At 62.8% G+C, this 12,703-nt stretch carries 9 protein-coding genes and 2 rRNA genes (1 of these 11 cut by a window edge); 7 read left to right on the forward strand and 4 right to left on the reverse strand.

The features are described 5' to 3' along the window. Together AC4LFW_RS01705 and rrf are read left to right on the forward strand one after the other, a co-directional pair. Positions 1-463 (forward strand): 23S ribosomal RNA (locus AC4LFW_RS01705); it begins 2,428 nt to the left of the window's first position. A gap of 155 nt (positions 464-618) precedes the next feature. After that, positions 619-734: ribosomal RNA gene (gene rrf / locus AC4LFW_RS01710) — 5S ribosomal RNA — on the forward strand. Positions 735-1,061: 327 nt separating this feature from the next. Here rrf and mksF read toward each other — a convergent pair. The 3 genes from mksF to mksB all read right to left on the reverse strand — a co-directional run bounded on the left by mksF (position 1,062) and on the right by mksB (position 6,025). Next, positions 1,062-3,908 (reverse strand): Mks condensin complex protein MksF, encoded by a 2,847-nt coding sequence (gene mksF / locus AC4LFW_RS01715; RefSeq protein WP_491817245.1) that lies wholly within the window; start codon positions 3,906-3,908, stop codon positions 1,062-1,064. After that, entirely contained in the window at positions 3,905-4,594 is a 690-nt protein-coding gene (gene mksE, locus AC4LFW_RS01720; RefSeq protein ID WP_013983820.1) for an Mks condensin complex protein MksE, read from the reverse strand. Before mksE ends, mksF begins: the two co-directional genes overlap by 4 nt. Before the next feature lie 189 nt (positions 4,595-4,783). Continuing rightward, entirely contained in the window at positions 4,784-6,025 is a 1,242-nt protein-coding gene (mksB, locus tag AC4LFW_RS01725; RefSeq protein ID WP_491817248.1) for an Mks condensin complex protein MksB, read from the reverse strand. 318 nt (positions 6,026-6,343) lie between these two features. Between mksB and AC4LFW_RS01730 the strand changes: the two genes are divergently transcribed. The 5 genes from AC4LFW_RS01730 (at position 6,344) to rimI (ending at position 11,896) form a co-directional block, all read left to right on the forward strand. Further along, complete coding sequence (locus AC4LFW_RS01730; RefSeq protein WP_491817250.1) at positions 6,344-7,441, forward strand: carboxynorspermidine decarboxylase; 1,098 nt, start codon at positions 6,344-6,346, stop codon at positions 7,439-7,441. A gap of 26 nt (positions 7,442-7,467) precedes the next feature. Then, on the forward strand, positions 7,468-8,709 hold the full coding sequence (locus AC4LFW_RS01735) for a saccharopine dehydrogenase family protein (RefSeq protein WP_491817252.1): 1,242 nt from the start codon (positions 7,468-7,470) through the stop codon (positions 8,707-8,709). Between the two features lie 346 nt (positions 8,710-9,055). Then, positions 9,056-10,600 (forward strand): 2-isopropylmalate synthase, encoded by a 1,545-nt coding sequence (locus AC4LFW_RS01740; RefSeq protein WP_491817254.1) that lies wholly within the window; start codon positions 9,056-9,058, stop codon positions 10,598-10,600. After that, on the forward strand, positions 10,597-11,451 hold the full coding sequence (locus AC4LFW_RS01745; RefSeq protein ID WP_491817256.1) for an energy transducer TonB: 855 nt from the start codon (positions 10,597-10,599) through the stop codon (positions 11,449-11,451). The genes AC4LFW_RS01740 and AC4LFW_RS01745 overlap by 4 nt, the downstream gene beginning before the upstream one ends. Then, complete coding sequence (gene rimI / locus AC4LFW_RS01750) at positions 11,444-11,896, forward strand: ribosomal protein S18-alanine N-acetyltransferase (RefSeq protein WP_491817258.1); 453 nt, start codon at positions 11,444-11,446, stop codon at positions 11,894-11,896. The genes AC4LFW_RS01745 and rimI overlap by 8 nt, the downstream gene beginning before the upstream one ends. A 92-nt stretch (positions 11,897-11,988) precedes the next feature. Here rimI and AC4LFW_RS01755 read toward each other — a convergent pair whose 3' ends face one another. Continuing rightward, positions 11,989-12,531, reverse strand: coding sequence for a hypothetical protein (locus tag AC4LFW_RS01755; protein ID WP_491817260.1), 543 nt, complete (start codon positions 12,529-12,531; stop codon positions 11,989-11,991). Positions 12,532-12,703 lie beyond the last annotated feature (172 nt).

Genomic DNA, 12,703 nt, shown 5'->3' on the forward strand with positions numbered 1-12,703 from the left:
CCGGGGATAACAGGCTGATACCGCCCAAGAGTTCATATCGACGGCGGTGTTTGGCACCTCGATGTCGGCTCATCACATCCTGGGGCTGAAGCCGGTCCCAAGGGTATGGCTGTTCGCCATTTAAAGTGGTACGCGAGCTGGGTTTAGAACGTCGTGAGACAGTTCGGTCCCTATCTGCCGTGGACGTTTGAGATTTGAGAGGGGCTGCTCCTAGTACGAGAGGACCGGAGTGGACGAACCTCTGGTGTTCCGGTTGTCACGCCAGTGGCATTGCCGGGTAGCTATGTTCGGAAGAGATAACCGCTGAAAGCATCTAAGCGGGAAACTTGCCTCAAGATGAGATCTCACTGGAGCCTTGAGCTCCCTGAAGGGCCGTCGAAGACTACGACGTTGATAGGTTGGGTGTGTAAGCGCTGTGAGGCGTTGAGCTAACCAATACTAATTGCCCGTGAGGCTTGACCATATAACACCCAAACAATTTGATGTTTGCGTGTCAGACGGTTGAAGTCGACAAACAAACCGAAAAGACGCATCGCTCGCAAAGCGAAAGCAACACCGAAACACCATCACATACCCAATTAGGGGAAGCGACTCAACACCGACTCCCCAACCGAATTGCTTGACGACCATAGAGCGTTGGAACCACCTGATCCCATCCCGAACTCAGAAGTGAAACGACGCATCGCCGATGGTAGTGTGGGGCTTCCCCATGTGAGAGTAGGTCATCGTCAAGCTTATACACCAAACCCCCGATCGTCGTAAGACGGTCGGGGGTTTGTCTTTGGGCCAGGAAAAACCACACTGAACCTGAATCGCCACGTTGGCCGGCATGAGTCTGGTGGCGACGAATCCAACCATGCGGATTGTAAGCGCTCCATAAACCCCACCTGCCCATTTCGAGAGTTGAGCCTCCACAAAACCCGGGGCGATTCAACCCCCGCTACCGCTTAATCCGCATGATCCTTAGAGCCGCCTCGCATTAAAGTCGGTACAGCGGAGGAATTAGAAGCCGAACTAACAGCCCGCGCCATTGGCAAGCTGGTTAGTTCGCGATCTTGTGCTCAGCTGACTGGCTCGACGTCTTTAGCAGGCCTTTGCGCAAATGCGACGCTAAATGCTTCAGACTGCTCACGACGCTTGATGAACTTCCAGTCCGCCTCGTCGATGTAGATGCCGGCCGGCCCGCTGCCGCCTTCCAAGTCGATGGCGACGTGCGCCGAGACCTGAGGCTTCACCGATGCGAGGATCGGCACGAAGCCCAGCTGCAGGCTGGTTTCGATCAGCGCCTGCTGGTTGCGCTCGTCGATGTCTGCCGCCTCGTCGAGGTAGTAGGGCAGGCGGATGCGCCCGGCCTGCTCGCGGTCCATGAGGTGCAGCAACAGGTACATGTTGGTCAGCGCCTTGATGGTCATGGTGGTGCCGTTGGACGCCGCACCGTCGATGTCGGTATGAATCACTGGCTGGCCGCCGACCTTGGTGATCTCGAATGCCAGCTCGAACAGGTCCTTCAGGCCCAGTTGGTTGTTGTTCGCCGCCACCAGCCGCGCCAGGTATTCCTTGGCTTCCTCGTTCTTCGCGTCCTGCTCGGCGGACTGGGAAAGGTCGAACACCGACAGCGTCTCGCCTTCCTCGTACTGCCCGGCGCTGTGGATGATCTGGTCGATGTGCTTGAGCGCATCCTTGTTCGGCGCCAGCACGATGCGGAAGCTCGCCAGGTTGGAAACCTGGCGCTTGTTGATCTCGCGGTTGAACAGCGCGAGCTGGTGTTCCAGGCTCTCGTAGTCGCTGCGGATGTTGCGCAGCGTCCGGGCGATGTCGGTGACCGCGGCACGGCGGGCCTTGGCCAGGGTCAGCGCCTCGTCCTGACGGTGGGCGTAGGCGTTGACCAGCAGCTGCAGGCGACGCTCGGGATCTTCCTCGCTGTCGAACTTGGCCACGCCCTTCAGGCGCACCTGGGCATACAGCGCCTCGATCTGACCGTCGACGCGCTGCAGCGCCTGCCAGCTGTCCTGGTAGTCGTTGAGCAGCGGCAGCAGGTTGTCCAGCGAGTCGTCCACCGGATCCATGTAAGGCGTACCAAACGGCAGATCTGCCGGTAGCAGCTGGCGACGTCGCAGGGCGTCTTCCAGGGTGCGCTCCTTGGCTTCAAGATCGGCCAGCTGACGGCCGACCAGCTGCAGCTTGGCGGACAGGTGCTGCACGCGCTCGGCGAAGGCGTCGCTGGTGCGCTTGAGTTCTTCCTGGGCGGCCTCGGCCTGGGCCAGCTGTTCCAGCTTCGCCGGTTCCTCGGCGGCCAGGGTCTGGCTGCGGCGGAAGTCTTCCAGTGCTTTCTGCGCATCCAGCACGGCCTGATACAGCGCCTCGGCCTGGGCCTTGCTCGCCGCGCGGTCGACGGCCACCGCATGCTGGGTCTTGAGCTGCTTGAGTTCGCGCTCCAGGCGATCCTTCTGGTCGCGCAGGGCGGCACGGTCGGCCAGGGCCTGCAGCGCCGGTGGCTCGATATGCGAGAGGTCGATGGACAGGCCCGGCACCGAGAAGGTGTCGCCCTTGAAACGATCCAGCACCGCTTCCACGGCCTTGACCCAGTCGTCGCCCTCGGCGCTGATGCCTTTTTCACCCAGCGGCAGGCTGAACAGTTGGCCATTGAACAGACGCATCAGGCGATCCACATCGGCCTGGGAGAACTCCTCGCGCAAACGCGAGTAGCTGTTGTTGTCGGCATGGTCGAGCTGCTGCCGGACCGACTTCAGGCGCTTTTCCAGATCACGCAGGCGCTCGTCCAGGTCCTCGCTGGAGAACTGGCGGGACTGCGCCAGCGCACCGGCCAGCTCGTCGTGGGCGTCCTTGGCGGCGAGCAGCTGCTGCTCCAGCACATGGGAGTCCTCGACCAGGGCAAAGCGGTTCTTCAGCACCGCCAGCTCGCCCAGCCAGCGCTGGATTTCGCTGATCTCGCGTTCCAGGCGCATCAGTTCGCCAGTCGAACCGCGCTGTTCGTTCTGCAGGCCGTCCTGCTCGCGGCGATAATGCTCGGCCTGGATCACCAGCTCTTCCTTGCGCGCATCGGCGTAGTCGTGCCAGGTGCCGAGCAGGTTGTCGAGTAGCGGCGACAGGCGATGCAGCTTGCCGCGCAGCAGCTCACGCTGGGCTACGCCGGCCGCCAGCGCCTCGACCAGCGGGCCGGCGGCGACCAGTGCCTGGTAGTCCTGCTCCATGCGGCGCACGTCGCGGAAGGCTTCTTCGGTGGCGGCGATATAGTCGACGCTGCCCGAGCGCAGGCTGTGCTCGAAGGCATCGAGGAACAGCTGCTTGAGTTTCGCTGCGGTGATCTCGCGCATATGCAGCAGGTTGATGAACAGTGCGCGGAAGGTCTTCAGGCTCTGCTCGCTGGTTGAGCGCAGCGGGATCAGCGTCATGTCCAGCGGGATCGAGGTATGCCCGCCGACCAGCAGCCGGCGCAGCTCGTCCGGCTTGGCCTCGTAGGCCTTGATGCCGGCGCGTTCGAGGTTGGCGAACAGCTCGCGCTGGCGTAGGCAGGTGCCGTTCTGCTGGTAATGGTCGAGGTCCAGCGAGCCCTGGTAGACGAAGAACTGATGACCGAAGCCGCCGCCCGGCCCGCGGCCGGCCACGCCGATCACATGCGGGCCGTGGGGCAGCATGACTTCGACGAGGATGTAGCTGGTGTCCGAGGCGAAGTAGAACTTGCGCGACTGCTCGAGGCTGTACTTGCCGAAGCTCATGTCCGACATGCGCGCCAGGATCGGGAACTGCAGCGCGTTGATCGACGCGGACTTGCCGAGGTTGTTAGCGCCGTAGACCGACAGCGGGTTTTCCAGCGGAAAGATGCCGAGGCTATAGCCGGCGGTGTTCAGCAGGGCGAAGCGGCGGATGCCGTAGCGTTCCTGGCTCATGCTTCAAGCTCCTTTTCTTCGGCGATGGCACGGGCCAAGGCGTCTTCTTCCGACTCTTCGGCCGCTTCCTCGATGAGGATGATGTCGTCCTCGCCCTCGTCCTCGGCGATCAGCTCCGGGGCGGGCAGCGGCAGGTCGCTGCTGTGCAGGCTGGCGGCCAGGTCGCGGTCCTGCTGCACCGACAGGCAGACGTCGAGGAAACGGTGCATCGGCGGCAGGAAGCGGTAGACGCCGTTGCTGTCCTCGGCGAAGCCCAGCTGCGTCAGGCGGCGGATGACTTTCTCTTCCAGTTCTTCCTGGGTGGTGACTTCGGCCTGCAGGAACAGGTCGCGGTACTTGTCCAGCAACGCCGGCAGTTCATCGCGACCGAGGCTGCCACCGTCGAGCACCGCCAGCGGGTCGCGGCCCTGGTCGGCCAGGTGCTCGACGAGGATGAAGGTGAACAGCGCGAGGCGCTGGGCGGTCTTGTTCACCTGCGCGCCCATCTGCTCCGGGACGAAGTAGTAGAAGCCGCGCGGATCGCAGACCAGCTCGAAGCCGAGCGCCTTGAACAGTGCGCGGTACTGGTCCTGCATGTTCGACAGCTGCGCGTAGGGCTCCGGCTCGCTGCGCGACAGGTGATAGCCCTTGAACAGCTCGCGGAAGATCGGCGCCAGCTGGGTCATTTCCTTGAGGTCGATGTTCATAGATGTGGCTCTGTCGTAGCGTGGAAAACGGCGAAGCCTTTTCCACTGGTAAGTTTGGCGTTGGCAAAGGTGGACAAGCTTCGCGTTGTCCACCCTACGTCAGGTTTGGTCGCGAAGGTGGGGCTAGCGGTAGGGTGGAAAACGGCGAAGCCTTTTCCACCGGACGATCCCTCCGGCCGCTCGAATAGCTCAATCATTGGCATTGGCCACCAGCGCAAAGGAGCTGAGGCTGACGCGGTGTTCGCGGGTCAGGTACTCGCGGCGCTCCAGGCGATCGCGCTGGAAGCGGCTGTCGCGGGACAGGCGCGAGAACCAGTAGAGCAGCTCGTCGGTGGCGCCCTCGGGTTCCTGTTCCAGCAGCCAGGCCATCAGGTCCGGCAGCGGCAGTGCCTGCTGGCAGCGCTCGATCATCTCCCGTGCGGTGCGCGGTGCGCGTGGTTGTTCGCCCTTGCGCTTGCCGCTGGCCCGCGGGAACTGCGCCGGCTTCGGCTCGAAGCGGGCCAGGGCATAGACATAGGCTTCGACCTGGCTGGCGGTGCCGAGAAAGGTGCTCTGTGGACGGGTGAACAGCGGCAGCGAGGCCTGCGGTACGGCGTCCAGGCCCTTCTTGCGGATCGCCGACAGCGCCAGCGCCGCGCCGCGGGTCACGGCGTTGTGCCGACGCGCTTCCTCGCGCAGCGGCAGCAGCCGCTCGCGGGCCTTGCGCAGCGTCAGCTGGGCGGTGGTCTGCATTTCCAGGATGCGCGCATGGGTGCGCAGCAGGAGATCGTCGTCCACCAGCTGGCCGAGGCGCTGCTGCTCGCCGAGCAGTTTCATCAGCACCTGTTCGACGCGGTGCACGCCCTGCTCGAAGGCGCCGTCGGCGGACACCAGCTGGATCATCGGCTCGACGTACTCGTCCCAGGTCGCCAGCACCTCGGCATAGCGCTGGCGCAGCGGGATCTGGCGGTCGCTGGTCTTGGCCCGGTCGGCTACCGCAACCAGCGCCTGCTCGTCATTGTCGAGCTTCTTCAGCACGTCGCGTACGCGCATGTCGAGCAGGCGCAGCTGGCGGGCCAGGTCGTTGCCGTCGCGAATCTCGAAGGCATCGAGGATATGCCCGGCCAGACGCTCCAGGTGGCGCAGGTAGGCTTCGATCTCCAGGCACAGGCCGAGGCGGTGCTCGCGGCGCAGGTAAGCGAGGAAGTCGTGGATCTGCGCGTTCAGCTCGAAGCGGTTGGGGCTCTTGGCCACTGGCACCAGGATGTCCAGGCGAATCCACTGGTCGAGCAGGGCAATGATATCGGTGGGCGTGCCTTCGGGCAGTTGCGCAGCGAGCTGATGGCGCAGCTCGACCAGGCTCAGGGTGCCGGCGTCGAAACGCTCGCACAGCGGCTCGAGCAACGTCCAGTGTTCGGCGAGGGCACGCAGTACGCGTTTGGGTTCGATCATCGCGGCGCCAGTCCAGCCAGTGAAAAAAGCGCGAATTGTACTGCATTGACGGCCAGCTGAAGGCGCGCCGGCAATCGGACGCGCTCCGAACACGGCTCTCTGCAATTAACCAAGCGGTTCACTTGAACGTCATTGCACGCGGGTTAGCCTGTCTAGCATCGGCGCTTGCAGCCACATCGGTGCTGCCGGATGCCCTTAAATAGTGACGAAGTGTTGAAAATCTATTTCGATCTGCGTCGGTAATCGGCACAATTCGCGGCTTTTGCAAACGGGGAGCAGCCGGCTCCCGCCGGGCGAACTACCTGGGGGCACCTAGACATGATCAAGACGCCGTATTACCTCATCGACAAGCAGAAGCTTCTGGGCAACCTGGAAAAGATCGCCTATGTGCGTGAGCAGTCCGGCGCCAAGGCGCTGCTGGCCCTCAAGTGCTTCGCCACCTGGTCGGTGTTCGACCTCATGCAGCAGTACATGGACGGCACCACTTCGTCCTCGCTGTACGAGCTCAAGCTCGGCCGGCAGAAGTTCGCCGGCGAGACTCACGCCTACAGCGTGGCCTGGGCCGACGACGAAATCGAAGAGATGGTCGCCAACTGCGACAAGATCATCTTCAATTCCATCGGCCAGCTTGAGCGCTTCGCTGAACGCACCGAGGGCACCATCCGCGGCCTGCGCGTCAACCCGCAAGTGAGCAGCTCGGACTATCTGCTCGCCGACCCGGCACGGCCGTTCAGCCGTCTGGGTGAATGGGACCCGGCGAAGATCGAGGCGATCATCGGCAAGATCAGCGGCTTCATGTTCCACAACAACTGCGAGAATTCCAGCTTCGAGCTGTTCGACAAGATGCTGACCGCCATCGAGGATCGCTTCGGCCACCTGCTGGAAAAGGTCGAGTGGGTCAGCCTCGGCGGCGGTATCCACTTCACCGGGGAAGGCTATCCGCTCGATGCCTTCTGCGCGCGGCTGAAGGCCTTCTCGGAAAAATTCGGCGTGCAGGTCTACCTGGAGCCCGGCGAGGCGGCGATCACCATGAGCGCCTCGCTGGAAGTCACGGTGCTCGACACCCTGTACAACGGCAAGAACCTCGCGGTGGTCGACAGCTCCATCGAAGCGCACATGCTCGACCTGCTGATCTACCGCCTCAACGCCAAGATGGCGCCCAACGACGGCGAGCACAGCTACATGGTGTGCGGAAAGAGCTGTCTGGCCGGCGATATCTTCGGTGAGTACCAATTCGATCGTCCGCTGGCCATCGGCGATCGGCTGTCGTTCATCGACGCGGCAGGCTACACCATGGTCAAGAAAAACTGGTTCAACGGCCTGAAAATGCCGTCCATCGTGGTAAAGCAGCTCGACGGCAGCGTCGAGGTGGTTCGTGAGTTCGACTTTAACGATTACCTGTCCAGCCTTTCCTGAGGCCGCAGTACAAGGGGGTGAAACAATTGAAGAAAAACGTTCTTATCATTGGTGCAGGAGGTGTCGCCAAGGTGGTGGCCCATAAGTGCGCGCAGCACAACGACGAACTAGGTCGTCTTGCTATCGCGTCGCGCAGCATCTCCAAATGCCAGGCCATCATCGACAGCGTGCAAGCCAAGGGCGGGCTCAAGCAGCCCGGCGAGATCAAGGCCTATGCGCTGGACGCCATGGACGTGGAAGCGACCAAGGCACTGATTCGTGAAACCGAATCGCAGATCGTCATCAACGTCGGTTCTGCCTTTCTCAACATGTCCGTGCTGCGCGCCTGCATCGACACCGGTGCCGCGTATCTCGATACCGCGATCCACGAAGAGCCGGGCAAGATCTGCGAAACGCCGCCGTGGTATGGCAACTACGAGTGGAAGCACCTGGCCGAATGCCAGGAAAAGGGCGTCACCGCCATCCTGGGCGTCGGTTTCGACCCGGGCGTGGTCAACGCTTACGCCGCTCTGGCGCAACAACAGTACTTCGACAAGATCGAGTCGATCGACATCCTCGATGTCAACGCCGGTTCCCACGGCAAGTATTTCGCCACCAATTTCGACCCGGAAATCAATTTCCGCGAATTCACCGGGCAGGTTTACAGCTGGCAGAACAGCCAGTGGACGACCAACCGCATGTTCGAAGTCAAGCGCACCGACGACCTGCCGGTCGTGGGCGAACAGAGCCTCTACCTGACCGGCCATGACGAGGTGCATTCGCTCTCCAAGCACCTCGATGTGCCGAACGTCCGCTTCTGGATGAGCTTCGGCGAGCATTACATCAACGTCTTTACCGTGCTGAACAGCCTTGGCCTGCTCTCCGAGCAGCCAGTGCGCACCGCCGAAGGCCTGGAAGTCGTTCCGCTCAAGGTGGTCAAGGCCGTGCTGCCTGATCCCGCCTCGCTGGCGCCGGGCTATACCGGCAAGACCTGCATTGGCGATCTGGTCAAGGGCACGAAGGACGGGCAGCCGCGCGAGCTGTTCATCTACAACGTGGCCGACCATGAAGAGGCGTACGCCGAGACCGACAGCCAGGGCATCTCCTACACCGCCGGCGTGCCGCCGGTCGCCGCCGCGCTACTGGTGGCGCGTGGCGAGTGGGATGCGCAGCGCATGGTCAACGTCGAAGAGCTGCCGGCCCAGCCGTTCCTCAAGCTGCTCGATGTGATGGGCCTGCCGACGCGGATAAAGGACGAGCGCGGCGATCGTCCCTGGGATCAGGCTTGATCGGCTGCGCGTCGGCCCTGCTGCGTTAAAAACAGGCTCGGAATGCTCATTTACAGCAGTAAACTCCGCTTCCTCGCCTGTTTTTGCCTTGCATGGCTCTAGCTCGCTCGATCAGCCCAAAGCCCGCCTAAAGGCGGGCTTTGTGTTTTCTGGCGTAGGGTGGAAAACCGCGAAGCGTTTTCCACCAACGTTCCCCCGCGGTGGAAAAGCCTTCGGCGTGTTCCACCCTACGCGGCAACAACCCACGCCAAACGCAGCTTCGCCTTCCCGCTTTGTTCATTTCACGCGACAATCCGCGGACTACAGCGCCCTGTCAGAGGCGCTCGGCAGCCGTGAGGACAGTCCTATGAGCAGCAACGATCGCGTCATCATCTTCGACACCACCCTGCGCGACGGCGAGCAGAGCCCCGGCGCGTCCATGACCGGTGAGGAAAAGCTGCGCATCGCCCGGGCGCTGGAGCGGCTGAAGGTAGACGTGATCGAGGCAGGCTTCGCTATCGCCAGCCCCGGCGATTTCGCCGCGGTGAAGCTGGTCGCCGACAACATCAAGGACAGCACCGTGTGCAGCCTGGCGCGTGCTGTCGATGCCGACATCGAACGCGCCGCCGAAGCGCTGGCCGGCGCCAACTCCGGGCGCATCCACACCTTTATCGCCACCAGCCCGATTCACATGCAGTACAAGCTGCGCATGCAGCCGGACCAGGTGGTCGAGCAGGCGGTGCGCGCGGTGAAGAAGGCGCGCAGCCTGTGCGCGGACGTGGAGTTTTCCTGCGAGGATGCCGGGCGCTCGGAGATCGACTTCCTCTGCCGCATCATCGAGGCTGCCATCGACGCCGGCGCACGCACCATCAACATTCCGGACACCGTCGGCTATGCGATTCCGCACCAGTACGCCGACACCATCCGCCAGCTGCTCGAGCGCATCCCCAATGCCGACAAGGCGGTGTTCTCCGTGCATTGCCACAACGACCTCGGCCTGGCCGTGGCCAACTCGCTGGCCGCGGTGGTGGCCGGTGCGCGCCAGGTGGAATGCACCATCAACGGCCTCGGCGAGCGTGCCGGCAACGCCGCGCTGGAAGAGATCGTTATGGCGATCAAGACCCGTCAGGACCTGCTCGGCGTACACACCCGCATCGAGACCGAGCACATCCTCGCTGCCTCGCGTCTGGTGTCGGGCATCACCGGCTTTCCGGTGCAGCCGAACAAGGCCATCGTCGGCGCCAACGCCTTCGCCCACGAGTCGGGCATCCACCAGGACGGCGTGCTCAAGCACCGCGAGACCTACGAGATCATGTCCGCCCAGTCGGTGGGCTGGAACGCCAACAAGATGGTCATGGGCAAGCACTCTGGGCGCGCCGCGTTCCGTTCGCGCCTGGAGGAGCTGGGCATCGCACTGGAAGGCGACGAGCTGAACGCGGCCTTTGCCCGCTTTAAGGAACTGGCGGACAAGAAGCACGAAATCTTCGACGAGGACCTGCAGGCGCTGGTCTCCGACACCCTCGCCGACGAAGCGCCCGAGCATTTCAAGCTGGCCAGCCTGGAAGTCGCGAGCAAGACCGGCACGATCCCCGAAGCCAGGCTGGTGCTCAGCGTCGACGGCGCCGAGCGCAGCGCCGAGGCTCAGGGCTCCGGCCCGGTCGATGCCACCTTCAAGGCTATCGAAGCGATCGCTCAGTCGGGTGCCACCCTGCAGCTCTATTCGGTCAACGCCATCACCCAGGGCACCGATTCCCAGGGCGAGGTGACCGTGCGGTTGGAGAAGGGCGGGCGCATCGTTAACGGCAACGGTGCCGACACCGATATCGTGGTGGCCTCGGCCAAGGCTTATCTCAACGCGCTGAACCTGATGCAGGTCGGCGCCAAGGCTCATCCACAGGTGGAAGGCGTTTGATAAACGAAGTCCGGCGTCGCGCCTACCTCGACGCCATGCAGATCACCACTTGGCTGCCGCGCGCCGAGCTGCCCTTCGCTGCGCCTTCACGGCTGGAGCTGTTGCAGCCTGTCGAGCCGGAGCCAAATCCCGTGCCGGCCATGGCACTCGAGTCGCCAGACGCGCAGCGAACGCCCTTGGAGCCCAATCCGGCGATCGCTGCACCTAATTCGACGGCCAGCCCTGCGGCGGACGCGGCTCGTGCCGCCATGCAGCGCGTTGTTATTCCTGAGCCGAAAAAAACGGTCGCAGAAACCCGCGCGGCCCCAGCGGCCAACGTCGAGCAAAAGGTTGCAGAGCCACCACCGCGATTTGCCTTGCAGCTGTTGCGCGCGGGTAATGTAGTGCTGGTAGTGGAGCTGCCGACCGGTGAGTCGTTCCAGAGTCGTGACCCAGCGTACATCCTGCTCAAGGATCTGCTCCGCGCGGGAAGGCTGCCGGACAAACCGCAACAGGTGGGCGATGGCGAGCCGATTCGTTGGCCTCTGCTTCATCGTGGCAGCCTCGAACAGGGTGCCGAAGCCGCACGCGACTATGTGCAAGGTGTCGTTGCCGCCGAGCTGGAGCAGATGGGCTGTGCCTGCCTCTGGCTGATTGGCTCGCCCGCGCTGCGGTTTGCCGGCGAAGCGGGCGCCGATGCGTTCTACCGCGAGCTGACCATCGAAGGCCTCGGTGTCGCACTGGCGATGCCCGGGCTCGAGCAACTGATGGAACAACCCGGCAGCAAGGCGCAACTGTGGCAGGCCATGCGTCGTAGCATGCCGCGTTGGGTGATTGGTTTGAATGCCTCGACGAGTAGCGTTGATGAGTGATGCACTGAGCTTTCGCCCGATGACCGCGGCGGATATCGAAACCGTCTTGAAGATCGAATATGCCGCTTTCAGTCATCCCTGGACGCGCGGCATCTTTACCGACGCGCTCACCGCTTATGAGTGCTGGGTGATGTTCGAGGGTGAGCAGCAGGTCGGTCACGGCGTGATCAATGTCATTCTTGACGAAGCGCACCTGCTAAACATCACCGTCAAGCCGCAGAGTCAGGGCCGTGGGCTTGGCTTGCGCCTGCTCGAACACCTGATGCAGCGTGCGCAGGAGCGCGGCGGGCGTGAGTGCTTTCTCGAAGTGCGCGCAAGCAATACATCGGCTTACCGGCTTTATGAGCGCTACGGCTTCAACGAAGTCGGACGTCGCCGTGGCTACTACCCCTCTGCCGAAGGGCGGGAAGATGCGCTGGTGATGGCCTGTACGCTGATCGATTAATCAACGAACTGCTAGACGAAACAAGGCCCGACTCGGATGAGTCGGGCCTTGTCTTGTGTCGATTGCCCTATGGGAAGCGGATTGACACGGCGCTACTGCCCCGTTGCCTTGTCCCGGCCAGAATCCAATGGGGCGTCGCCGCCCAGTTCGTTGTCATCCATCACATCGTCATTTTCGTGTAGCACAGCGTCACCGCCGCCGAGGCCGGTATCGGTATCGCCATCTGCCGGGCCGTCCCAGGGCTTGCCGTCCAATGGGTCATAGCGCGCCTCTTCGGCCTCGTCCAAGTTCACATCGGCGCCGATGCGGTGCTCCGAAACCTCACTCAAATCCTGGTCGGCTGGTCCGCCATGACCGCGCTCATGGGGCGAGCGAGAGCCATCGTCAGGGATAAGTGTTTCCGGCGCCATGTCGTCCATCGTCGTCTGGCCGCCAGGCACCTCACCCGTGGTCATCCCGGCTTCGGCCACCCGCTCCGGCGGGAATTCGTCCTCCACGTCTTCAGCAGGCACTTCATCACCGATGCGACCTTTGCGGTCGTCCCGATGCTGATCGAAATCGAGCTGTTCGATGGAGCCCATGCGGTCTTCTGTAGTGTCAATTTCCGTTGGGGTGTAAGGCTTGGAATCGTTCATGACAACCTCCTGCTGGAACTCGGGTCTTGCAGGTTGTGACCCGGTGCCGATGCGAAGATTCAGGCTGATCGCTGGCCGGTTCGGTCTTTATGAACCAAGCTGCAATGGCTGTACTTTCTATGGCGCAGGCCTGAGCGCGGCAAAAAAATGGCGAACCACCCGCGCTGATCCG

It is taken from the genome of Stutzerimonas sp. C6.4V (assembly GCF_058536345.1).